The following is a 24,088-nucleotide window of genomic DNA, read 5'->3' as shown; positions in this document are numbered from 1 at the left end:
TAATCCCGATTAGATGTCAAGAACTTGCGGTTGCTGTGCCGCGTGGTTGTGCTCGTTGCCTGCGTAAACTTTCAGTTTACGGAACATAGCACGACCCAGCGGGCCTTTTGGCAGCATGCCTTTAACCGCGATTTCAATCACACGCTCAGGACGGCGGGCAATCATCTCTTCAAAGGTCGCTTCTTTGATACCACCGATGTGGCCGGTGTGGTGGTAGTACATTTTGTCAGTACGCTTGTTGCCGGTAACAGCAACTTTGTCAGCGTTCAGAACGATGATGTAATCACCGGTATCAACGTGCGGAGTGTATTCCGCTTTATGCTTACCGCGCAGGCGACGAGCCAGTTCAGTAGCCAGACGGCCCAGAGTTTTACCGGTCGCGTCAACAACATACCAGTCGCGCTGTACGGTTTCTGGTTTAGCTGTAAAAGTTTTCATTAAAAGCTTACCCAAATAATAAGTTACACGTTGGTGAACACCCAAACGTTTAGTCAGTTGAGGTTCACACGACAAAGTCCGGCAAACCTACCCCTTCGAATAGCACATGCCGACACATAGAAAGTTTCGGGAAAAAAACCTTCTCGTAACGTGGGGTCGCAAGATTATAGAGAAGTTGAGGTCAAAGATCGACCCTTAAATGTGATTTGGAATGGGTTTTTCGGGGTCAGGTATTGTGCGGTCTGGTGCCCTCACCCCCAGCCCCTCTCCCACAGGGAGAGGGTAGCGTTTGTTAAGGCCTGATGCCCTCACCCCCGGCCCCTCTCCCACGGGGAGAGGGGAGCATTTATTACGGCATATGCTCACGCTTGAGGTACTCTTCGCTCTGCATCTCTTGCAGGCGCGACAGGCAGCGCTGGAACTCAAACTTCAGGCGCTCGCCCTGATAAACCTCATATAAAGGCACCTCGGCGCTGACCACCAGCTTAACGTGGCGCTCGTAAAACTCATCTACCAGCGCGATGAAGCGGCGCGCTTCGCTCTCCATGAGTGGGGTCATAACGGGCACATCCCACAACATAACGGTATGGAACAGACGCGAAAGTGCAATGTAGTCATGCTGGCTGCGGGCGTCCACGCAGAGCGTTGCAAACGAGACGGCCAGCGTCTGGTTTTCTACGCCAAGCGTCGGCAACGGACGATGATTAATCTCCAGCGCTGGCGCGTTACCCCGCGGCGCCCCCGCCAGCGCCAGCCACAGTTTATCCATCTCGCGGGCTGTGTCAGCGTTCAACGGCGAAAGCCACAGGTGTGCCTGCGTTAATGTGCGCAGACGATAATCGACGCCGGCATCGACGTTCATGATGTCGCAGTGCTGTTTGATAGCATCAATGGCCGGCAGGAAACGCACCCGCTGGAGACCATTGCGATAAAGCTCATCCGGTGGAATATTTGAGGTCGCCACCAGGGTGATCCCACGCGCAAACAGCGCTTTCATAAGCCCCCCCAGCAGCATGGCATCCGTAATATCGGAAACAAAGAACTCGTCGAAGCAGAGCACGTCCGTTTCCGCCTTAAAGCGATCGGCAACGATGTCCAGCGGGTCGGTTTCGCCCTGGAGCGCCGTCAGCTCTTCATGGACCCGCAGCATAAAACGGTGAAAGTGCAGACGCTGCTTACGCGTGCCGGGCAGGCTCTGGTAGAACATGTCCATCAGCCAGGTCTTACCCCGCCCAACGCCGCCCCACATATATAAGCCACGAACCGGTGCGTTTGCCGTGGGCTCTTTTTTGCCCAGCAAACGGCCGAATGCCGCCTTCAGCCCACTGCTCTGCACCGCATCGGCGGGTTTCGCCAGAAGTTCCTGATAAATCGTGTCCAGGCGGTTAACCGCTTCACGCTGGACATCATCCGGCTGGTGTGTGCCCTCGCTCAGGGCCAGTTGGTAACGCGATGAAGGGGACAGGTTTTGCATGATGTTGTTGTTATTCCTTTAGTTAAACCTCACCAGCGCGCGTGGCTGATGAAAAAAAGGCCGTTCTACACTACGCGATGATACGTCAGGATTCCACTTCTGCGGAAATAGCGGTTATAGTGGCATAATCAGGCACAGGCAGGAGCCGAGCCAACACCCTACGGAACAACAAGACAACGGGAGAAGTTCATGACCTGGGAATATGCGCTAATCGGTTTAGTCGTCGGCATCATCATTGGTGCTGTGGCCATGCGTTTCGGTAACCGCAAATTGCGTCAGCAGCAGTCACTGCAATACGAACTGGAAAAGAACAAAGCCGAACTGGAAGAGTATCGCGAAGAGCTGGTCAGCCACTTTGCCCGTAGCGCTGAGCTGCTGGACAACATGGCGACAGATTATCGCCAGCTCTACCAGCACATGGCGAAAAGCTCCAGCAGCCTGCTGCCGGAAATGACCGCGGAGACCAACCCCTTCCGCAATCGTCTGGCTGATTCTGAAGCCGGTAACGATCAGGCACCGGTTCAGATGCCACGCGACTATTCAGACGGCGCGTCCGGCCTGCTGCGCGGTGGCGTAAAACGCGATTAATCGCACAACCTGAATAAATTTTACGGGCGCACCTTATGCGCCCGTCCTTTCTTCCCGTCCCCAGCTATTATTTAGTCAAACACCTCATTGTTCAGCGGTTGAAAATTCAATAACATCAAGATGTTTTTGGGGCCGTTCTTTTTCATTCCAGGATACGAGAGTCAGCATCGATGAAGAAAAAAAACCAGCTGTTGAGCGCCTTAGCGTTAAGTGTCGGGTTATCTCTCTCGGCGTCCTTCCCTGCCAGTGCGGCACTGCCTTCGCAGGTGCCTGGACAAGAGGCCATTCCCAGCCTTGCGCCGATGCTTGAAAAAGTCCTGCCTGCGGTGGTCAGCGTTCAGGTGGAAGGGACGGCACGCCAAAGCCAGCGTATTCCCGAAGAGCTGAAGAAATATTTTGGCGAAGACGCGCCGGATCAGCAGGCTCAGCCGTTTGAAGGTCTGGGCTCAGGGGTGATTATCGACGCGGCCAAGGGCTATATCCTGACCAATAACCACGTGATCAGCCAGGCCGATAAAATCAGCGTTCAGCTGAACGATGGCCGGGAGTTTGACGCCAAACTGATCGGCGGTGACGATCAGAGTGATATCGCCCTGCTACAGGTGCAAAACCCCAGCAATCTGACACAGATCGCCATTGCAGATTCCGATAAGCTACGCGTCGGTGATTTTGCCGTCGCGGTCGGTAACCCGTTCGGCTTAGGCCAGACCGCCACCTCCGGGATTGTCTCCGCCCTGGGGCGTAGCGGCCTGAATCTCGAAGGGCTGGAAAACTTCATCCAGACCGATGCCTCCATCAACCGGGGCAACTCCGGCGGTGCGCTGCTTAATCTGAACGGCGAGCTGATCGGCATCAACACCGCTATCCTCGCGCCAGGCGGCGGCAGCATCGGGATTGGTTTTGCCATTCCGAGTAACATGGCGAAAACCCTGTCTCAACAGCTGATTCAGTTTGGCGAGGTTAAGCGCGGTCTGCTGGGCATCAAAGGCATGGAGATGAGCGCCGATATCGCCAAAGCCTTTAAGCTCAACGTCCAGCGCGGGGCGTTTGTCAGCGAAGTGCTGCCCAACTCAGGCTCTGCAAAAGCGGGCGTGAAATCCGGCGATGTTATTGTCAGCCTGAACGATAAACCGCTGAGCAGCTTCGCTGAATTACGGTCACGCATTGCCACCACGGAGCCGGGCGCTAAAGTGAAGCTGGGCCTGATCCGCGAGGGCAAACCGCTGACCGTGGAAGTGACGCTGGATAAGAGCACCTCCTCTTCCGCCAGCGCAGAACAGATCTCCCCGGCTCTACAGGGCGCTACGCTGAGCGACGGTCAGCTTAAAAACGGCACGAAAGGCATTTCTGTTACGACCGTTGAGAAGAGCAGCCCGGCCGCGCAGGCAGGTTTGCATCAGGACGACGTGATCGTGGGCGTGAACCGCACTCGCGTGCAGTCTATTGCCGAAATGCGTAAGGTGCTGGAGAGTAAACCGGCGGTCATTGCCCTGCAAATTATCCGTGGCAACGACACCCTCTACATTTTACTGCGTTAACCATTTGCGACTCCGGACATCGCCGCTGCGTGTGATGTCCGGATAACTCATGTTATGCTGCAAACCGTTCCTTTTTTAACGACACACGCATCATGCTTTTAAAGCTCTTTCGTTCAATTGTCATTGGTTTGATCGTTGCCGGTCTGCTGCTGGTGGCTATGCCATCGTTACGCCAGTTCAACAAACTGTCGGCTCCTCAGTTCGACAGCACGGATGAAACGCCTGCGACGTACAATCAGGCGGTACGCCGTGCCGCCCCCGCCGTGGTTAACGTCTATAACCGCGGGCTTAACAGTTCCGCTCATAACCAGCTGGAGATCCGCACGCTCGGTTCCGGTGTGATCATGGATGACCGGGGCTACATCATCACCAATAAACACGTCATTAACGATGCCGACCAGATTATCGTCGCCTTGCAGGATGGCCGCGTGTTTGAAGCCCTGCTGGTGGGGTCGGACAGCCTGACCGATCTGGCGGTGCTGAAGATCAACGCCACGGGCGGTCTGCCGACTATCCCGATTAATCGCAAACGCACGCCGCACATCGGCGATGTGGTGCTGGCGATCGGTAACCCGTACAACCTGGGCCAGACCATCACTCAGGGGATCATCAGCGCGACCGGTCGAATCGGCCTGAACCCGTCAGGGCGGCAGAACTTCCTGCAAACCGACGCCTCGATCAACCACGGTAACTCCGGCGGTGCGCTGGTGAACTCTCTGGGCGAACTGATGGGCATTAACACCCTCTCCTTCGACAAGAGCAACGACGGCGAAACGCCGGAAGGGATTGGCTTTGCCATTCCGTTCCAGCTGGCGACCAAGATCATGGACAAGCTGATCCGCGATGGCCGCGTGATCCGTGGCTACATCGGTATTGGCGGGCGTGAAATCGCGCCGATGCATACGCAGGGCGGTGGTATCGATCAGATCCAGGGGATTGTGGTCAACGAAGTGGCGCCTGGCGGCCCGGCGGCCAACGCAGGTATCCAGGTGAACGACGTTATCCTTTCCGTCAACGGTACGCCAGCGGTCTCTGCGCTGGAAACCATGGACCAGGTGGCTGAGATTCGCCCGGGCTCCATCATCCCTGTTGAAGTCATGCGTAATGACAAAAAGCTGACGATTCAGGTCACCATTCAGGAATACCCGGCCACTAACTGACGGGCATAAAAAAACGGAGCTTAGCGCTCCGTTTTTTTTACCGGGACAAGATCACTTGTTAACGAATTCTTCGCCCAGCGTGATGTCTTTCTTCAACGTATCCAGCATGCCTTCCATCGCGTTTTGCTCAAACGCGCTCAGCGTACCGATAGACTTACGCTCTTCAACACCGTTTTTACCCAGCAGCAGCGGCTGAGAGAAGAAGCGCGCGTGTTCACCGTCGCCTTCAACATAGGCGCATTCAACAACGCCTTTTTCGCCCTGCAACGCGCGAACCAGAGACAGGCCGAAACGTGCCGCCGCCTGACCCATAGACAGGGTCGCAGAACCGCCACCCGCCTTCGCTTCCACCACTTCGGTGCCTGCGTTCTGAATACGTTTGGTCAGGTCAGCCACTTCCTGCTCGGTAAAGCTCACGCCCGGGATCTGCGACAGCAGAGGCAGGATGGTCACGCCAGAGTGACCGCCGATAACCGGCACTTCCACTTCCGTTGGCTGCTTGCCTTTCAGCTCGGCCACGAAGGTATTGGAGCGGATGATATCCAGCGTAGTTACGCCGAACAGTTTGTTCTTGTCGTAAACGCCTGCTTTCTTCAGCACTTCTGCTGCGATGGCAACGGTGGTGTTCACCGGGTTGGTGATGATCCCGATGCACGCTTTCGGGCAGGTTTCAGCGATCTGCTGAACCAGGTTTTTCACGATGCCCGCGTTGACGTTGAACAGGTCTGAACGATCCATACCCGGTTTACGTGCAACACCTGCGGAGATCAGCACCACGTCGGCACCCTGCAACGCAGGACGCGCATCTTCACCGGAGAAGCCTTTGATTTTCACAGCTGTCGGGATGTGGCTCAGGTCAACCGCCACACCTGGGGTTACCGGAGCAATATCGTACAGGGAGAGTTCTGAGCCTGAAGGCAGTTGGGTTTTCAGTAGTAGGGCAAGCGCCTGGCCGATACCACCAGCAGCGCCGAGGACTGCGACTTTCATCCTAAACTCCTTATTATGGTTAACTTAAGTATCTGTAACTCCGTTGCGGCGACCATAATTCAGCACGTCATTAATTACAATTTTCATCGCTAAAGAATTTGAGGTCGCACGTCTTTCGCCTTCACCTGAATGCTATCGGGCTGTAGGCAACAACGAATTAAGAGGGGGTTACAATACACCCTGCCACGCCACCAAAACAACATCATTTTGATAACATTTAATTTACTTTTAAGGTTATTTGCGCGGCGTGACCCAGGCATGTTTTCCGATAACGAAATCTGATAAAATCTCTCCCTTTCATAACATTATTTCAGCCTGCCGCCAGGTAGATAATTTGCATAAAAATTCATCCACATGCATAATAATGTTGTTTCTATCGTCATATTCCGGGTGACTTATGCGAAGCTCGTCTAAGCAAGAAGAATTAGTGAAGGCGTTTAAAGCGCTACTCAAAGAAGAGAAATTCAGTTCTCAGGGAGAAATTGTTCAGGCGTTGCAGGAACAAGGCTTCGACAACATCAACCAGTCGAAGGTCTCTCGCATGTTAACCAAGTTTGGGGCGGTGCGTACGCGCAACGCCAAAATGGAAATGGTTTATTGCCTGCCTGCTGAACTTGGCGTGCCAACGACCTCCAGCCCGCTGAAAAACCTGGTTCTGGACATCGACTATAACGATGCCGTGGTCGTGATCCACACCAGCCCGGGCGCAGCCCAGCTGATTGCCCGCCTGCTGGACTCGCTGGGTAAAGCAGAGGGGATCCTCGGAACCATCGCCGGTGATGACACCATTTTCACCACCCCGGCAAATGGTTTCTCGGTGAAAGACCTCTACGAAGCGATTCTGGTCCTGTTCGAACAGGAGCTGTAATTGTCTGCCCCGTAGCGCATGGCTGCGGGGGATCATTCTGCTGTTGCCGCGTTTTACCCTGCTTTGCTCTGCCTGCTGCTTTTGCAAATAGTGCTTTTTACCGCCTGTTAACATTCATTCAGTGAATGATCTGCCGCAAGATCGCACAAAAAATCAAATTCGCTTATCCATTTGATTTACAGATCAAAAAACCACAAACCTCGCACTTTAGCGCCCTTTTTTATGCGTTCTCGTTATAAAAATTATTTTTTTTAACACGTAATAACAGACGAAACCATTAGCCTGGTATTAATTTTTTGAGTGATTAGTGTATACTTGATTTTGTGATGAGGGTCACAGAACAAAGACCCCAGTAAAATAATTGACGAGGTAAATAATCATGAAAATTAAAACCACTGTAGCTGCCCTGAGCGTACTGTCAGTCCTGTCATTCGGTGCGTTTGCAGCCGACACTATTAATGCTGAACAGGCACAATCCCGTCAGGCTATCGGGACTGTTTCTGTTGGCGCCATCGGTACGTCTCCGATGGACATGCACGAAATGCTGAACAAAAAAGCGGAAGAACAGGGTGCGTCATCCTATCGCATCATCGAAGCGCGCAGTGGCGACCACTGGCACGCTACCGCAGAACTGTACAAATAAACCCTCGTCGTATCTCATCATACGACTTGCCCCTGACCTCCCGGTCAGGGGCTTTTTTATCACTGGCGCACGTTGAAACGCAGTTGCCCTTCCAGCTCCTCCTCCGCTTCATCAAACAGTAAAATCAATGCGCCAAAGCGTCTGCGCAGTTTTTCAGGCAGATGGGTAAATTCGATTTCCAGCGGTAACGGCAGATGATTGCCGGTAACCACATCCCACAGCATATCAAGATTGCTTACGCTGCCCCGCTCCAGGTCGAACGCCCGAATAAACTCGCGATAGAAGTCTTCCTGACTCTCAATTTCGTCAAAATCAAAGGTATAAATTTTCATTGCCAGCCACCCGGTACAGGCGGGCGGCAAATGCCGCCCTGTCTATTATAATCCCCCGATATGCAGGGTTTTGACTTCCAGAAACTCCTCCAGCCCCAGCACGGACCCTTCGCGGCCCAGCCCGGACTCTTTTACGCCCCCAAACGGACCCAGCTCGGTCGAGACCGCACATTCGTTAATTCCGATCATGCCGCTCTCAATGGCCTGTGAGACGCGGAACACGCGCGAAAGATTCTGGGTATAAAAGTAGGCTGCCAGCCCGTAAGGTGTATTGTTAGCGCGCATAACCACTTCGTCTTCCGAGGTGAAGCGGAAACAGGCGGCAACGGGACCAAAGGTCTCCTCTTCTGCCAGCTTCATGCCTTCATGGCAGTCACCGAGTACGGTTGGCATCCAGAAGTTGCCGCCAAGTTCGTGCGGTTTACCCCCAGCCAGCACCGTGGCGCCCTTCGCTACCGCATCTTCGACGTGCTCACGCACTTTCTCGACAGCCGAAGGCTCAATCAGCGGGCCGACAACGACGCCCTCGTCCAGACCGTTACCCACCTTCAGCGCCTTCACCGCATCGGCAAGTTGATTGACAAACTTGTCATAGACCGTCTCCTGAATATAGAAACGGTTTACGCTGACGCAGACCTGCCCGGCGTTACGGAACTTATTGGCGATCGCCCCTTTGACGGCGGCCTCAATATCCGCGTCCTCGAAGACGATATACGGCGCATTACCGCCCAGCTCCATCGATACCTTTTTCATGGTCTCTGCGGAATTGCGAACCAGCGTTTTCCCGACGGCGGTTGACCCCGTAAACGAGATTTTGCGCACGTCATGGCTGGCCATAATGGCGTCGCTAATTTCTGAGGTGCTCCCCGCGACCGCATTCAGCACACCGTCCGGCACACCGGCCTGCTTCGCCAGCGTCAGCAGCGCAAAGGCGCTCAGCGGCGTGTTGTTTGCAGGCTTGATGACGCCGGTACATCCTGCTGCCAGCGCCGGGCCGAGCTTACGGGTGAGCATAGCCATCGGGAAGTTCCATGGCGTGATAGCAGCAACCACCCCGACAGGTTCACGAGTGGCCAGAATACGGGAGCCGGGTTTAACCGGAGGAATGATTTCGCCATTGGCGCGCTTGGCCTGCTCGGCAAACCACTGAATGAAGCTGGCAGCGTAGTCCACCTCACCTTCAGCCTCTTTCAGCGGCTTGCCCTGCTCGGAAGTCATCAGTCGCCCGAGCCAGCTTTTATTCTCGATAATCAGTTCATACCAGCGATAGAGGATCGCGGAACGCTCTTTTGCCGTTTTTGCGCGCCATGCGGGAAAGGCCTTCGTCGCGGCCGCAATGGCCTCTTCGGTTTCGGCTTTCCCTGCTTTCGCCACTTTCGCGACCACCTCGCCCGTGGCCGGGTTTAGCACATCAAACGTGGTGTCGAGTGTTTTCCAGATACCGTTAACCAGATACCCGGTCTGAAAAAGAATACTGTCCTGAAGAGCCTGGGTTGTCATGTGTCCTCCCTTCCTGAATGTTTGAACCTGCAAGAATAAGTATAGCCACAAAAAAACCGACGCTTTTGGCGTCGGTTTTCTCTTCATTAGCTGTCTGTCAGCGCATTCTGGTAGCGGTGCAGCATAAACACCAGCCGCTCTACCGGCTCGGTAACCTGCGGCGGCGCTTCCCAGATCCGCAGTTTCTCCTGATAGATATCCAGTTCCTCCAGCAGTTGCTTAAAGTAGCGGCGACGTTTGTCATCACTGGATGCCGATATCACATGGTCCGCCGTTCGCCGTAGCTGGCGGTGGAAGGCGGACAAATCATCGTTGATCGGCACTGGCGCGTTCCGCAGACGCTGGTGCGCGATAATCATGATTAACGCCAGGCGGAAGCGGGCGACATCGCCCGGGAATTTATTCAGCAACAGGAACAGCTGCTGATAGAGCGCCGGCAGGTGGTTCTCCTTGCGCCGCGCGGTGTTGGTGGTCAAGGACGATACGGCGGCCGACACAAACTGATTCAGCAGCACGCGCCCTGTCCGCGCCTGAGAGTTATCCCGCACCAGCAGGATCACCATCATCGCCAGGAAACAGCCCACCAGCTGACCTAATGCGCTATCCAGGAACTGGCTGAAATGGAAGGTCATCGGGTTATCCAGCACGATGATGTTAATCGTGCTCGCCAGCGCGCCTAACGATCCCAGACGGCGTTTTTGTACCTCAATCCCGATAAAGAACGCCATCACCGCCAGGCTGATGCAGAGCAAAAGCATGCTTTGCTGCGTCGAGGGGATAATCACCAGGAAGTAGAGCGCGCCAATGGGTAACGCCGCAATGGTGCCGTACAGAAAATCGATAGCGACCATGCGCGGGTTAGGCAGACGCATCGCCAGCGCGGTGACGACGGCAATCATCACCATCGCGCCGCTGCCGGACGTCCAGCCGGTCCACAGCCAGAACAGCGTGCCGAGTATACAAGCCAGGGTGGTACGCCAGAAATTAACCATCGCATGGTGGCGCTCGGCGGACTCCGGTTTGATCACCACTTCGCCCTGTAACACCTCTTCTTCCGCCGCACTGATTTTGGTGTTGCTAATCACGCCGCGTTTCAGGAGCAGGTAGCGCGTTGCGGCGCCAACCCAGGTATAAATGGTGACTGGCGTATCCCGTTCTCCTGTCCAGGCAATCACACGACGCATGCGTTTAAGCTGTCGATGCACGTCCTGCACCGTCTCCACGGGCTCATCAAACAGTTCGCGGAAAGTATCCGTTACCACTTCGGGGCGGGTGTTCTGAATCAGGTAGGTTTCACACGCCTGGGTGATCAGCGTTAACGAGACGGTATTGATCGCTTTCAGACGACGATTGGCCCGCTCCCAGCGGGAAGACTCCATGTTGAGATTACTGCGCATCCCTTCCAGCGCCTGCGTGCGGCGCACCAGCGCGCTCCAGGCCTTGTCGACCTCTTCGCTGTCGCCGTGCTTAATGCACAGTTGCATGAGCTGGTACTGGGCAACAATCAGCGCGTCCAGCTCACGATCGACTTCCTGCTTGATGGATCGCGGAGAGAAGAGCAGATCTGCGACAATCGCGCAGACGATACCAATGACAATCTCGCTACAACGTTCGACGGCGAACTGCGGAGCAAGCAGCGGTTCACTCTGAATGGTGATGATAATAATCAGCGCGGTATATCCCGCCAGGCCCCAGGCGTACGAGTTCTCCACCTTCACCAGCGAAGAGACCCAGGTGCAAAAACCCGCCCAGATACAGCACACAATCAGCATCAGCAGCGGCGTACGGATCATCAGGATGATAATGGTCAGAGCGGCGATACAGCCGATAAAGGTGCCGATAATACGCAGCATCCCGCGATAGCGAATTGCCCCGGAGTAAGGTTCGCCACCCGCCGCGAAGGCTGGACCGGCGGCGACGATCGCGGCGGTCAGAACGGCCCAGCGCGGCGTTTCAAGCTGGAAATGGAAGCCAACAAACAGCGCCAGCACAATGGCGCATGCCAGCTTCACGGCGAAGCGGATGTGCTGGCTGGCGATGGAAAAAATGCCCATAGCGATCAACCAAACTCGCGCAGGCGATGGGCGATTTGACGGAAGATAGAATCCTGGCTGGCATCGCGGTCTTTTTCACCCGTGATCACCACCGTCGCCGTGGTGCCTGCGGGCCAGAGGTTGCTCTGCTGCTCATCCAGACGAATGCGTACCGGTACGCGCTGCGCCAGGCGTACCCACTCGAGGTTAGAATCGACGGTCGCCATCCCTTTTGAATCATTGGTACTGCTGGAGTTGGTCACCCCCGCGGCCACGCTGTCCACGGTTCCCTTCAGGACCCGGTTGCTGCCGAGCGGCGTGATTTCGGCGCGATAGCCCGGACGCACGCCTTCCAGCTTGGTCTCTTCCATATAGGCGAGGACGTAGAAAGAGTTCTGTTTCACCAGCGCCACGGCAGTAGAGCCGCGCGTGATAAACTCACCCGCATAGACGTTGAGGTTGGTCACCCAGCCATCGGACGGGGCGCGGATAACGGTACGTTCCAGATCGAGCTTCGCCAGATCGCGCGTCGCCTGCGCTTTTGCCAGCTGATGCAGCACGGTTTGCAGCACGTTATTGGACTGGTCAATCTCTTCCCGGGACATAGCCTGGATGCCCAGCTTGTTACGGCGTCCTGCTTCACGGCGTTTTTCAGCGGCCAGCGCGTTGTAATACGCTACGTCGGCTTCCGCTTCTTCCAGCGCTTTTTGATAGCGCGGCTGGTCGATGGTGAACAGTACCTGATCTTTTTTCACCAGTTGGTTATCGTGGACGTTGACCGCCGTAATGAGACCGGCGACATCGGGCGCTATCGCGACCACCTCCGCGCTGAAACGCGCATCGCGCGTCCACGGGGATTCGGTGTAATAAACCCAGGCGCGAAAAATAGCGATGAACGCCAGGATGACCAGCGCCATAGTGATGGCAGTGCGGGAGATTTTTCTTGTTAGCGTTTTCACATCAACCTCAGACAAACATGCGCGATATTAAATAGAACAGGCAGCAATACAGCGCGGTATTGAACAATGCAGGATGCCAGACGAAATCATAAATCCCGGTAGGGACCAGCACCTTGCGCACCAGCCAGAAGATCGCCAGTGATAAAAGAAGCTCGAAAAATATCGGTGGGAACGACAAACCGAACACCACGATAACGGGAAACAGACTCATGTTGACCTTGATTAAAGAGAGTGCAGGTTACTGGATTTTTAAGCTCGCGCCGCCGCAGGAGAGCAAGAATTGCCGGGCGAGAGTGGCGCAGCCGTTATGTAATTAATAATATATTAACGTAACTGTTATGCTGTTATCTATCATATGTGATCTAAATCACTTTTAAGCCAGAGTGAATAATGGAACGTCTAAAACGCATGTCCGTCTTTGCGAAAGTGGTTGAGCAAGGCTCTTTTACCGCCGCAGCACGTCAGCTACAAATGAGCGTCTCATCCATTAGCCAGACAGTGTCAAAACTGGAAGATGAGCTTCAGGTGAAGCTGCTCAACCGCAGCACCCGCAGCATTGGGCTGACGGAAGCGGGTAAAATTTACTATCAGGGCTGCCGTCGAATGCTGCATGAGGTGCAGGACGTTCACGAGCAGCTCTATGCCTTTAACAACACGCCTATCGGCACGCTGCGTATCGGGTGTTCTTCAACTATGGCACAAAATGTTCTCGCTGCCATGACGGCGGAAATGCTGAAAGAGTACCCCGGTTTAACCGTTAATCTGGTAACGGGCATTCCGGCACCGGACCTGATTGCCGATGGGTTAGACGTGGTGATCCGCGTTGGCGCGTTGCAGGACTCAAGCCTGTTCTCGCGTCGACTGGGCAGCATGCCGATGGTGGTCTGCGCGTCGAAAAGCTATCTGGCACAGTATGGCGTGCCGGAAAAACCTGCCGACCTGAGCAACCACTCGTGGCTGGAATACAGCGTTCGGCCAGATAACGAATTTGAACTGATCGCGCCGGAAGGGCTTTCCACTAAACTGCTGCCTGAAGGCCGCTTCGTGACCAACGATCCGATGACTATCTCACGCTGGCTGGTGGCCGGGGCCGGGATCGCCTACGTACCGCTGATGTGGGTGATCAACGAGATCAACAGCGGCGTGCTGGAGATCCTCTTCCCGCGCTACCAGTCCGATCCGCGCCCTGTGTACGCGCTCTATACCGAAAAGGACAAGCTGCCGCTGAAGGTGCAGGTCTGTATTAACTATCTGACGGACTATTTTGTGGAAGTGGCGGAGCTGTTTCAGGGGATGCGAGGCAGAAGGAAAGAGTAGGCTTTTCCCCTCTCCCCGTTGGGGAGAGGGTTAGGGTGCGGGGAAAATTTACGCCGTGCCGCCCACCGTCAGATTATCCACTTTCAGCGTAGGCTGACCGACGCCCACAGGCAGGCTCTGGCCCTCTTTGCCGCAAACGCCCACGCCGTTATCCAGCTTAAGGTCGTTACCGACCATGGAGATCTGCTGCATGGCCTCAATGCCGGAGCCAATCAGGGTTGCGCCCTTCACCGCTTTGGTCACTTTGCCCTTCTCAATCAGATACGCCTCTGAGGTAGAGAAGACAAATTTGCCGGAGGTGATATCCACCTGACCGCCACCAAAGTTTGGCGCGAAGATCCCGTAATCAACGGATTCGATAATCTCCTGCGGCGTGGATTTACCCGGCAGCATGTAGGTGTTGGTCATGCGCGGCATCGGCAGGTGCGCGTAGGATTCGCGACGGCCGTTACCCGTCGGCGCAACGCCCATCAGCCGCGCGTTAAGCTTGTCCTGCATGTAGCCTTTCAGTACGCCGTTTTCGATCAGCACGTTGTACTGACCCGGCGTACCTTCATCGTCGACAGAAATCGAGCCGCGACGGTCGAGCATGGTGCCATCATCCACCACGGTACACAGTTCGGAGGAGACAAGCTGCCCCATCTGACCGCTGAATACGGACGTCCCGCGACGGTTGAAATCACCTTCCAGGCCGTGACCGACCGCTTCGTGCAGCAGCACGCCCGGCCAGCCTGCGCCCAGTACCACCGGCAACGTACCGGCGGGTGCAGCCACGGCAGACAGATTAACCAGCGCCATGCGCACGGCTTCTTTTGCCCATGCATCTGCGCGGGCTTCGCCGTCAACATCGCCCAGGAACCAGTCATAGCCAAAACGACCGCCGCCACCGCTTGAGCCGCGCTCGCGCTTGCCGTCGTCTTCAACCTGAACGCTGATGGAAAGACGCACCAGCGGACGAACGTCAGCGGCCAGCGTACCGTCCGTCGCCGCCACCAGAATCAGTTCATAAACCCCGGTCAGGCTGGCAGAGACTTCCTGCACGCGTTTATCCGCCGCGCGAGCCACTTTGTCCACGCGACGCAGGATGTCCAGCTTCTCTTCGCGGCTCATGCTTTGCAGCGGGTCGATGCTGGTATAGAGCGCAGCGTGCTGCACTTCACCCAGCGTTTTCACCCGTCCGTCGCCCGTATCACGCACAATGGTTCGCGCCGCCTGCGCGCTCTGCTCCAGCGCGGCCAGGCTTATCTGGTCTGCATAGGCAAAACCGGTTTTTTCGCCGCTGACGGCGCGCACGCCGACGCCCTGGTCAATGTTATAAGAGCCATCTTTAATGATGCTGTCTTCTAAAACCCAGGATTCGTGATAGCTCGACTGGAAATAGAGATCGCCGTAGTCGAGGCGGCGTTCGGTCAGTTGACCAAGAATGGAGAACAGGTCCTGATGGCTCAGGCCGTTCGCTGCGAGCAAATGTTCACTTACCAGGTTCAGACTCATCGTATTGCTACTCGTTCGTTGCCGCCAGTGGCGGTATAAAGATCGTATTTATTGAGAGTGAGGCAATTACCTGCCCACGTCAAATCATTGCTGTGCTTCTTTGCGCGGCTGGCGCAGCACCTCATTAATCTGTGGTTTATCAACCGGCCCGGTAATGCGATAGCGCAGAATCGAGACTTTGCTCCAGAGCGGCCCCAGCACTTTACTGGCCGCAAACACCGCCGCACCAACAATCGGGTTAACCACAAAGGCTGCCGCAACGCCCACGCTTGCGGAAATCTCCGGCGCCACCACGGCTTCCATATCCAGCTCGCGGCGCACGAGATCCACTGACCCTTTCATCGCGATATCCGCTTCCAGGCCGTCCACCAGCGTGTCGTCGGTGTGCAGAACGCCGTCTTTGATCCACGCCGTGCTGCGAATGGAATCGTAGTAGAAACCTTCGCTGAAGGTGTCGCTAAAGTCGAAGCGCAGCTTGCGCAGCAGCGCGTCAAAACTCAGCAGACGCAGGATCTGCCCGGCGCGCCCCGTGCTCACATCGGCAATCTCACCCTTACCGAAGTTGGTTTTCAGGATGCCGTTAAGCGAAGCTTCATCGGGTGTCCATGGCGCAGCGCGCCAGTGCAGATCGTAATTCACATCGAAGGACGATCCGCGCAGCGGGGTGCTAATGCCGAAGAAGTTAGCCGCGGCGTCCAGCTTGTTGCCTTTAATATCGCCCTTCAGCGAGGTGCGCTGTTCACCCGGTTTGTTCACCCATTCGCCCGCGGCAGTCATGCGGCCAAAGCCGGTATCCACCAGCCCACCAGAGAGGTTCAGCGTATTGCCCTGAATAGCAAAATCACCGTCGATACGGCCATATTTTTGCCCCCACAGCCAGCACTCCGCACAGCGTAGCTGGAGATCGGGCCAGCCGCTGAAATCCACGCGCGTGGCCTCGCTTAACGGAGAAGCGCTTGTCGACTGAGCGTGAGATGCCGCAAAGGTCGGGTTGTAATAGAGATAACGGATAGCCGCCTGCCATGGGGCGTTATCGCGCATCGTCAACGAACCGTTAATCTCACGCCCCTGCGCTTCGACCTTTGAGCCGTTTACCGTCGGCCGGGAGACAATACTCAGGTTGTTCCACTGCTGCCCGCCCAGCGTCAGCGCAGGCGTTCGCAAGGTAATGGACTGCGGGAACTGCGCCGTTTGGTCGACGTTTTGCCCGACACCTTTCTGGAACAGTGCCAGCCACTCTGCGCCATCCATCGGCGGGAGATTCAGTTCAACGCCCGCCTGCTCCGGCAGCGGCGGCGTGGTACGGCTGTCCGTCGTCCAGATCGCCCTGTCCAGCGTCAGCTTGCGGTTAAGCAGCCAGCGGCTATTGAAGTGGTTTGTGCCGCCAGCATTTCCGGTTAAATCGAAGCTGTTAAGGTTGCCCGCAACCTTAACGTTGACGGGCAATGCTTCACCGCTTTTCTTATTCAGCGGCGCGGGAAGCTGGCTGCTGAGGTTTTTCAGATCGCCCGTAATGTCGACGTTATAGCGCGCACCGGCATGATAAGGCAGGTCGATGGCGACCTTGCCATTCCATGACACCGCGCCGTCCACCGCATTCTCAATCGGCTTCGGCAGAACATCCATGCGTGACGGCTGCCAGTTCGCGTCCATATTGACCGCCACCTGGTAGGCTTTATCGCCCTCGGTAGTGGAGAAATCGATATTGACGGGTTGATTGAACCAGGTCGCTTTCAGCGGCTCACTTTTCAGCGTGCCGTTAACAAAGCTGAACTGACCGCTGAGGTTGTTCAGCGTGCTGTCCAGCGGCTTGATATAGAGGCTGTTGTTATTAAGGCGAACGTCGCCTTTGGCGGTGGTCATTTCACCGTCCAGCGGGATATCCAGATGTAAGCGAGCATTCACATCGCCATCTAATTGCAACTGCTGAAGGGTGGCTGCCAGGGAGTCATTCAGCGGCGTATCTTCAAAGTACGGGCCAACCGCTTTGCCCGGCCCCTTAATATCCGCATCAATCAGCAGTTTCTCTTTGGAGTAATCCGGGATGTTTGCCGTCAGGTTGCTTGCCGTTATGCCGCCCAGCGCAACGTTGTCCGTCTTCATCCACAGGCCGTCATTCAGGAAGTTGAGTTCAATATCCAGATTCTTCAGCGCCGGCCAGTCCGGCTGGAAGGCATAGGTGGCGTTGCGTAGCGGCACCAGAACCTGGAACTGGCCTTCGTTGTGCTTATACGGGAACAGGTGCGGGTTGCCGCCGTAGACCAGCGTGGCGTTATCCGCCTGGCCGCCCTGAATGGCGCCGCTGAGATAGTCCACCAGCGCTTTCCCCATCAGGTTTTCCGGGAAATAGCGCCACGCCTGTGAACCGTCATCCGTGCTGATGCCCGCCAGAATACCCAGCCACGGCTCATCGCCTTCAGGCTGTAGATAACGAAAATTACCGCGCGCATGGACCGCTTTGGCTTTCACATCGATATCGCGGCCATCGAGCTGAAAACCTTTGTCATTCTTCAGCCAGTTGAGGGTGGCATTTCCCTTTTCGATCTCCAGTGGCGCACGGAAAACCGTTTCGTACGGCATTTTCGCGTCCTGCATTTCTGCCGTCAGCCTGCCGTTTTCCACGCTTCCTTCCAGTTTACCGCTGAAGTGCTCGGCACCCGGCAGCAGTTTCCACTGTTTCCATGCGAGGTTTTTCCATGCCGCCTGAAAACGCGTCTTTTCCGTAGCCTGGAGCGGAATATCCAGCGCCAGCCGGTTTATCTGCCCGCTCGGCTGCGTCGCCAGCCAGATTTCGCCCAGCTCCGGGGAGAGTTTTGCGGCCATTGAACGCAGCCCTTCGATCGCCGTCAGATCCAGGTTACTGGCGCGGATACGCAGCTCGTCGCTGCGTTTACCGTTTATCCCGCCGACGTCCTGTTCCGGCATCCACGCCAGCGTCAGCGCGCCGCGCGGCCAGGGTTTGTTATCCATGGAGATGCGCGTATCCGGGATAGCGAACTGCCAGCCGCCTTTATCCTGCGTCACGTGTGCGGTGAGGTTATCGACGGAAAGTTGATGCTGATGGTTTTCCCCCTTCCAGCTCGCGCCCCCCTGCTTAAGCCAGATATCGCCGCTGGCGAACGCCCCGTTCGTCAGGGTCATCCAGCCTTCCAGGCTGAAGCGCGCGGTCTCCAGCTGCATATTCTGCTGTAGCCACTCACCGAGCCACGGCTTCACATCCACGTCGTCCGCCTGTAGCCACACCCTGCCGTTGTTCAGCAGGCCATTGTCGTCACGCAGATCCATCCGCACCTGCATCACGCCGTGCTGCCCGTTCAGGCTGGAGAGATTCACCTGCCCCTCGGCGCGGTGGCGATCTTTCCCGTTAAGCCAGGTCAGCTGTGGGATCGCCAGCTCAGCGCGCTGCCCGGAAAGGGTAATAAAGCTCACTTCGCTGTCGCGCAGATCGAAATGATCGAACTGCCGCAGGAACAGATCGTTGATACGGCTGGTTTCCAGCCCCCGATCGCTGTCGCCGCTTTGCAGCGGCGTGTTAGTCATCAGCTGAAGTTGATAAAAGGTGAGATCGCGAAACTGCCAGCGCAGATGCAGCAGGCTTTGCCAGACATCCAGCGCCAGGGTGACGCGTTTGATTTTGAGGTGGCCGCCATCTTTCAGGCTGGCGCGGATATCCCGCGCATCAAGCGTCGGGCCAAAGTTCTGCCAGCTTGCCTCGATATGGCTCACGTCCACCGGCAGGCCGGTGGCGGATTCGATTTTTGCCAGGATCTGCGGACGCCAGCTGTCCAGATGCGGCAAGGCGAGACGCAGCCCGCTCACGAGCAACGCGACAATCACGACCAGCGTTGCCCCTGTAAGCAGTAAAATCCCCGGCAATCGCCTCACGCGTCTCTCCTTGTCAGCCTTAAATCTCGCAGCGAACTGCGTTTACATCATGACGACGTCAAACTGCTCCTGGTTATAGAGCGGCTCAATTTGCACTTTTACCTGTTTGCCGACAAAGATTTCCACTTCCGCCAGCGCGTGCGACTCTTCCCCTTTCAGGGCCTCCGCCACCGCAGGGGAAGCATAGACCAGAAAACGGTCTGAGTCGTAGGCATGATGGACACGGACAATCTCACGCATGATCTCGTAGCAGACCGTCTCCACCGTCTTTACCGTTCCGCGTCCATGGCAGGTTGGACACTCATTACACAGGACATGTTCCACGCTTTCGCGGGTCCGTTTCCGGGTCATTTCCACCAGACCGAGCTGCGAGAAGCCATTGATGCTGGTTTTCACGCGATCTTTACTCAGCGCCTGCTCCAGGGAGTGCAGCACGCGACGGCGGTGATCTTCATTGTTCATATCGATAAAGTCGATGATGATAATGCCGCCCAGATTACGCAGACGAAGCTGACGCGCGATGGCCTGCGTCGCTTCTATGTTGGTGTTGAAGATGGTGTCATCGAGGTTGCGATGGCCGACGAACGCGCCGGTGTTAATGTCGACGGTGGTCATCGCTTCGGTTTGATCGATGATCAGATAGCCACCTGATTTCAGCTCAACCTTACGCTCCAGCGCACGCTGGATTTCGTTTTCAACGTCATAGAGGTCAAATATCGGCTGGCGTCCGGTGTAATGCTCCAGCAGACCCGGCATCTCCGGAATGTACTCGGCGGTGAACTCCAGTAAGGCTTCGTACGTCAGACGGGAATCCACGCGGATGCGGTCAAGCTGGGCGTCGGCGAAATCGCGTAATACGCGCTGAGCGAGCGCCAGCTCACCGTACAACCGGTAGCGGGTTTGGTTGCGTTTTTTACGCTCCATCACTTTGGTCCAGACGCGCTTCAGGTAGGCCGCATCCGAGGCCAGATCTTCTTCGCTGATCCCTTCCGCCGCGGTACGGATAATAAACCCGCCCTGCTCGTCGCAGTAGGCGCTGACCACCTTTTTCAGGCGCTCACGCTCGCTTTCGCTCTCAATACGCTGTGACACGCCGACGTGCGACGCCCCCGGCATAAAGACCAGATAGCGTGAAGGCAGGGTGATGTCGGTGGTCAGACGCGCGCCTTTGGTGCCCAGCGGATCTTTTACCACCTGCACCATCAGATCCTGGCCCTGACGCACCAGCTCAGAAATGTCGCGCACGGCAAACTGCTTTTGCTCTTCGCCTGCCACGCATTCGGTGTGCGGCATGATATCGGAGGCATGTAAAAACGCCGCCTTATCGAGCCCAATATCTACAAAAGCCGCCTGCATACCCGGCAGTACACGACTGACACGACCTTTGTAGATATTGCCTACGATTCCGCGTCGCGCTTCACGCTCAATATGAATTTCCTGAAGAATGCCACCATCAATGTAGGCCACACGGGTTTCCGATGGCGTTACGTTTACCAACAATTCAGCCGTCATAATTATCCCTTCCCTCACGCAGTGAGTTAAAATTGCTCAGCAACTCATACGTTTCCACCAGCGGTAAGCCGACTACGGCGTGATAGCTGCCATTTATCTTCCTGACAAAACAGCCACCCAACCCTTGAATACCGTATGCACCTGCTTTATCCATAGGTTCACCGCTGGCGATATAGCCGGCGATCTCCTCGTCGGTGAGGACTCTGAACGTCACTTCCGTAACCACAAGGCAATCCAGAACGTACTGGCTGTCTGCCAGCGCTACCGCCGTCATCACCTGATGGGTTTGTCCGGACATGCTACGCAGCATCCGCGCCGCATGGTCTGCGTCGCGGGGTTTCTCAAGCACCTCACCATTGAGAATGACGATGGTATCCGCACCCAGCACCGGTAAGTCACGCGGCACGCATGCCACGCCCGCCTGCGCTTTTTCACGCGCCAGACGAGAGACATACTGCTGAGCGCTTTCACCCTCAGCGCGTTTTTCTTCGATACCGGTAACGATGCGTTCGAAGGAGACACCCAACTGCGCGAGCAGTTCCTGGCGACGCGGAGAACCGGAGGCAAGATACAAAGACGTCATAGAAACCTTTTATTGCACGGCAAACTGCTGGCGAATTTTACGCATCAGCAGGAACAGCCACGGCCAGAGCACACCGTTTACTACACTACTCCAGAACACTTCCGGTCGGAAAGAGACGTTGATCACTAAAAACTCTGCCCAGAAAACAACGATATCCGCAGCGAGCGACAACAACATCACCACCAGCGCCTGTTGCCAGAGCGCAAGGTTACGAAAGAGCTGGAATTTGAGTGCGACGAGATACGCAATAATGCTCATGGATAAGGCGCGGACGCCAAGCGTAGAGCCACTGATAAGATCCAGTATGGCACCCATCACAAAACCTGTGCCGACATTTACGCGGTGCGGCAGGGCGAGGATCCAGTAGAGCAAAATGAGCAATACCCAGTTTGGCCGGAAAACAAGAATGTCGTCCGGCCAGGGCATAATTTGCAGCAACAGTGCAACGAGGAATGAGAGCCAGATTACCCAGCGCCCCTGGCTACGATAACTGGCCACTACTGCCCTCCACCCGAGACTTGCGGCGGTGGCGGCGCATCCGGCAGCGGCTGCGTTAACCCCGTCGCCGGAGCCGGTACGGGTGCAGGTGGTCCCATCGCATCCGGCGCAGGCAGCACCTGCGGCATCATCTGCATCAGGCGTTCGTTGGCCACGCGATGCACATCTTCCGGGGTCATCGGGTTAGCGCCGTTACGATCGGCGCCCCACAGCAGCAGCAGGTAGCGCAAACGCTGCAAGCCGGCCGTTGGACGCGCCTGAATCACGGTGTAGGCACGCTGAGTATCGAGCTTCACGGAAGAGACAACCGCAACCGGGTAGCCCTCAGGGAAACGACCGCCCAGACCGGACGTCACCAGCACGTCGCCCACGCGGATATCCGTGTTGGCGGGCAGATGTTCCAGTTGCAGATCGTCCGTGCAGCCATTACCGGCGGCAATCACGCGAATATCGTTACGCAGCACCTGAATCGGCAGTGCATGGGTGGCATCGCAAATCAGCAGCACGCGGCTGGTCAGTTTGGCAACCGCCACAACCTGGCCCACGACGCCTTTATCGCTGATGACAGGCTGACCTTCGTATACGCCGTTCACGCTGCCTTTATCAATCACCACCTGATCGCTGTACGGATCGTTTACGGTGGAGATCACCTGGGTGACCATTTTCTGTTCATCCTGGCGCAGCGGCGAGCCAAGCAGTTCACGCAGGCGTGCGTTTTCCTGCTTATATTGGCCCAGCATCAGCAGCTCGCTGTTTTTCAGCAGCAGCTCCTGGCGTAACGCACGGTTTTCGAGTTCGAGCTGGTCACGCGATGAGAGCGTTTGCGACACGGAGTCGAGCAGTTCGCGGGGACCATTTGAAATAAAGTAGAAAGGACTGACGGCGGTATCCATGTACGTTCGGATCTGGCTGAACGTACCGAGGCGGCTATCGGCAATAATGACCCCGAGCGCAACCAGAACCGCCAGGATCAGGCGAAACTGTAGCGACGGGCCACGGCTAAAAATTGGCTTCATAGGCTATGCGTATTCTCGCGTCAGAGAGAAAGGGTAGCAAATTGCTACCCTCTCACACCCGACTACTCTTCGCTAAACAAGTCGCCGCCGTGCATGTCGATCATTTCCAGCGCCTTGCCACCACCACGGGCGACGCAAGTCAGTGGATCTTCTGCAACTACGACAGGAATACCTGTCTCTTCCATTAACAGGCGGTCGAGGTTACGCAGCAGCGCACCACCACCGGTCAGTACCATACCGCGCTCGGAGATATCGGAGGCCAGCTCTGGCGGGCACTGTTCCAGCGCAACCATCACCGCGCTCACGATGCCGGTCAGCGGCTCCTGCAACGCTTCCAGGATTTCGTTGGAGTTCAGGGTGAATCCGCGTGGCACGCCTTCCGCCAGGTTACGACCACGAACTTCGATCTCGCGAACTTCATCACCCGGATAGGCAGAACCGATTTCGTGCTTGATGCGCTCTGCGGTCGCTTCACCGATCAGAGAGCCGTAGTTACGACGAACGTAGTTGATGATGGCTTCGTCGAAACGGTCACCGCCGATACGCACGGAAGAGGAGTAGACCACGCCGTTCAGGGAGATAACGGCCACTTCAGTGGTACCGCCACCGATATCCACCACCATAGAACCGGTAGCTTCAGAAACCGGCAGACCCGCACCAATTGCCGCAGCCATCGGTTCTTCAATCAGGAATACTTCACGCGCACCGGCACCCTGAGCGGATTCACGGATCGCACGGCGTTCAACCTGGGTTGCGCCAACCGGCACACACACCAGCACGCGCGGACTTGGGCGCATGAAGCTGTTGCTGTGAACCTGCTTGATGAAGTGCTGAAGCATTTTTTCGGTCACGAAGAAGTCAGCAATAACGCCGTCTTTCATTGGGCGGATCGCGGCGATGTTGCCCGGCGTACGGCCCAGCATCTGCTTCGCATCATGACCTACTGCGGCCACGCTTTTTGGCGAGCCGGCACGATCCTGACGAATGGCCACAACGGAAGGCTCATTCAATACGATGCCTTGTCCTTTTACATAAATAAGGGTATTCGCGGTACCCAGGTCAATGGACAGGTCATTGGAAAACATGCCACGAAATTTTTTCAACATACTAAGGGATAATCCTGAAAGCTGGGGCGGAAAACAAAATCCGCTTACTTTACCAACCACACGCAGCAGCGACAAGGCGCAAAAATCGTCTGCTACGGTGAAAATTAGTGCAGCACGTTTCCTTTGTTACAAATTCATCCCCTGAATCCCTCAG

Annotated in this window: 21 protein-coding genes; 6 read left to right on the top strand and 15 right to left on the bottom strand. The window is 56.0% G+C overall.

Annotation, left to right across the window (positions count from 1 at the left end):
• Nucleotides 1-9: 9 nt before the first annotated feature.
• Entirely contained in the window at nt 10-438 is a 429-nt protein-coding gene (gene rplM, locus ACOTW6_RS17820; RefSeq protein ID WP_003860434.1) for a 50S ribosomal protein L13, read from the bottom strand.
• 349 nt (nt 439-787) lie between these two features.
• Entirely contained in the window at nt 788-1,912 is a 1,125-nt protein-coding gene (zapE, locus tag ACOTW6_RS17815) for a cell division protein ZapE (protein WP_421766271.1), read from the bottom strand.
• Nucleotides 1,913-2,101: 189 nt separating this feature from the next.
• Between zapE and zapG the strand changes: the two genes are divergently transcribed.
• From zapG to degS, 3 genes are all read left to right on the top strand, one after another.
• A complete protein-coding gene (zapG, locus tag ACOTW6_RS17810) occupies nt 2,102-2,500 on the top strand; it encodes a Z-ring associated protein ZapG (RefSeq protein ID WP_003860432.1) in 399 nt (132 codons plus the stop codon).
• A gap of 170 nt (nt 2,501-2,670) precedes the next feature.
• Nucleotides 2,671-4,038 (top strand): serine endoprotease DegQ, encoded by a 1,368-nt coding sequence (gene degQ / locus ACOTW6_RS17805; protein ID WP_006812158.1) that lies wholly within the window; start codon nt 2,671-2,673, stop codon nt 4,036-4,038.
• Nucleotides 4,039-4,130: 92 nt separating this feature from the next.
• A complete protein-coding gene (degS, locus tag ACOTW6_RS17800; RefSeq protein ID WP_003860430.1) occupies nt 4,131-5,198 on the top strand; it encodes an outer membrane-stress sensor serine endopeptidase DegS in 1,068 nt (355 codons plus the stop codon).
• Between the two features lie 51 nt (nt 5,199-5,249).
• On the opposite strand, the gene mdh is transcribed toward degS, so the two are convergent.
• Nucleotides 5,250-6,188 carry a malate dehydrogenase gene (gene mdh / locus ACOTW6_RS17795; protein WP_003860429.1) on the bottom strand — a complete coding sequence of 313 codons (939 nt, stop codon included), beginning with the start codon at nt 6,186-6,188 and terminating at the stop codon, nt 5,250-5,252.
• Between the two features lie 397 nt (nt 6,189-6,585).
• Between mdh and argR the strand changes: the two genes are divergently transcribed.
• Entirely contained in the window at nt 6,586-7,056 is a 471-nt protein-coding gene (gene argR / locus ACOTW6_RS17790; protein ID WP_003860428.1) for a transcriptional regulator ArgR, read from the top strand.
• 379 nt (nt 7,057-7,435) lie between these two features.
• Nucleotides 7,436-7,699, top strand: a complete 264-nt coding sequence (gene yhcN, locus ACOTW6_RS17785) for a peroxide/acid stress response protein YhcN (RefSeq protein ID WP_006812160.1) — start codon at nt 7,436-7,438, stop codon at nt 7,697-7,699.
• A gap of 59 nt (nt 7,700-7,758) precedes the next feature.
• Here the strand turns inward: yhcN and ACOTW6_RS17780 are convergent, their stop codons facing one another.
• The 5 genes from ACOTW6_RS17780 to aaeX form a co-directional block, all read right to left on the bottom strand.
• Complete coding sequence (locus tag ACOTW6_RS17780) at nt 7,759-8,031, bottom strand: barstar family protein (protein WP_048246795.1); 273 nt, start codon at nt 8,029-8,031, stop codon at nt 7,759-7,761.
• A 45-nt stretch (nt 8,032-8,076) separates the two neighbouring features.
• Nucleotides 8,077-9,531: an NAD-dependent succinate-semialdehyde dehydrogenase gene (locus tag ACOTW6_RS17775; RefSeq protein WP_121478537.1), complete on the bottom strand. Its 1,455-nt coding sequence runs from the start codon at nt 9,529-9,531 to the stop codon at nt 8,077-8,079.
• A gap of 86 nt (nt 9,532-9,617) precedes the next feature.
• The gene (gene aaeB, locus ACOTW6_RS17770) at nt 9,618-11,585 is read right to left on the bottom strand and encodes a p-hydroxybenzoic acid efflux pump subunit AaeB (protein ID WP_213789282.1); all 1,968 of its coding nucleotides are present in this window, start codon (nt 11,583-11,585) and stop codon (nt 9,618-9,620) included.
• A 5-nt stretch (nt 11,586-11,590) separates the two neighbouring features.
• Nucleotides 11,591-12,523, bottom strand: coding sequence for a p-hydroxybenzoic acid efflux pump subunit AaeA (gene aaeA, locus ACOTW6_RS17765; protein WP_062933449.1), 933 nt, complete (start codon nt 12,521-12,523; stop codon nt 11,591-11,593).
• A gap of 7 nt (nt 12,524-12,530) precedes the next feature.
• On the bottom strand, nt 12,531-12,734 hold the full coding sequence (aaeX, locus tag ACOTW6_RS17760) for a p-hydroxybenzoic acid efflux pump operon protein AaeX (RefSeq protein WP_003860416.1): 204 nt from the start codon (nt 12,732-12,734) through the stop codon (nt 12,531-12,533).
• Nucleotides 12,735-12,913: 179 nt separating this feature from the next.
• Here aaeX and aaeR point away from each other — a divergent pair, with 179 nt between their 5' ends.
• Nucleotides 12,914-13,840 (top strand): HTH-type transcriptional activator AaeR, encoded by a 927-nt coding sequence (gene aaeR / locus ACOTW6_RS17755; RefSeq protein WP_003860415.1) that lies wholly within the window; start codon nt 12,914-12,916, stop codon nt 13,838-13,840.
• Between the two features lie 48 nt (nt 13,841-13,888).
• Here aaeR and tldD read toward each other — a convergent pair whose 3' ends face one another.
• The 7 genes from tldD to mreB all read right to left on the bottom strand — a co-directional run bounded on the left by tldD (nt 13,889) and on the right by mreB (nt 23,934).
• Nucleotides 13,889-15,334, bottom strand: a complete 1,446-nt coding sequence (tldD, locus tag ACOTW6_RS17750) for a metalloprotease TldD (protein ID WP_045340029.1) — start codon at nt 15,332-15,334, stop codon at nt 13,889-13,891.
• A gap of 84 nt (nt 15,335-15,418) precedes the next feature.
• Entirely contained in the window at nt 15,419-19,219 is a 3,801-nt protein-coding gene (yhdP, locus tag ACOTW6_RS17745; RefSeq protein ID WP_062933434.1) for an AsmA2 domain-containing protein YhdP, read from the bottom strand.
• A 42-nt stretch (nt 19,220-19,261) separates the two neighbouring features.
• The gene (rng, locus tag ACOTW6_RS17740) at nt 19,262-20,731 is read right to left on the bottom strand and encodes a ribonuclease G (protein ID WP_003860405.1); all 1,470 of its coding nucleotides are present in this window, start codon (nt 20,729-20,731) and stop codon (nt 19,262-19,264) included.
• The gene (locus ACOTW6_RS17735; protein WP_040118162.1) at nt 20,721-21,314 is read right to left on the bottom strand and encodes a Maf family protein; all 594 of its coding nucleotides are present in this window, start codon (nt 21,312-21,314) and stop codon (nt 20,721-20,723) included. The genes rng and ACOTW6_RS17735 overlap by 11 nt, the downstream gene beginning before the upstream one ends.
• A gap of 9 nt (nt 21,315-21,323) precedes the next feature.
• A complete protein-coding gene (gene mreD / locus ACOTW6_RS17730; RefSeq protein WP_003860402.1) occupies nt 21,324-21,812 on the bottom strand; it encodes a rod shape-determining protein MreD in 489 nt (162 codons plus the stop codon).
• A complete protein-coding gene (gene mreC / locus ACOTW6_RS17725) occupies nt 21,812-22,828 on the bottom strand; it encodes a rod shape-determining protein MreC (RefSeq protein WP_003860400.1) in 1,017 nt (338 codons plus the stop codon). The genes mreD and mreC overlap by 1 nt, the downstream gene beginning before the upstream one ends.
• Nucleotides 22,829-22,890: 62 nt before the next feature.
• The gene (gene mreB, locus ACOTW6_RS17720) at nt 22,891-23,934 is read right to left on the bottom strand and encodes a rod shape-determining protein MreB (protein ID WP_000913396.1); all 1,044 of its coding nucleotides are present in this window, start codon (nt 23,932-23,934) and stop codon (nt 22,891-22,893) included.
• Nucleotides 23,935-24,088: the final 154 nt, after the last annotated feature.

The sequence above is a fragment of the Enterobacter cloacae complex sp. IR5403 genome, assembly GCF_049238705.1.
Taxonomy (GTDB): domain Bacteria; phylum Pseudomonadota; class Gammaproteobacteria; order Enterobacterales; family Enterobacteriaceae; genus Enterobacter; species Enterobacter hormaechei_C.
Note: the sequence above shows the minus strand (reverse complement) of the source record. Positions and strands in the feature narration are given on the sequence as shown.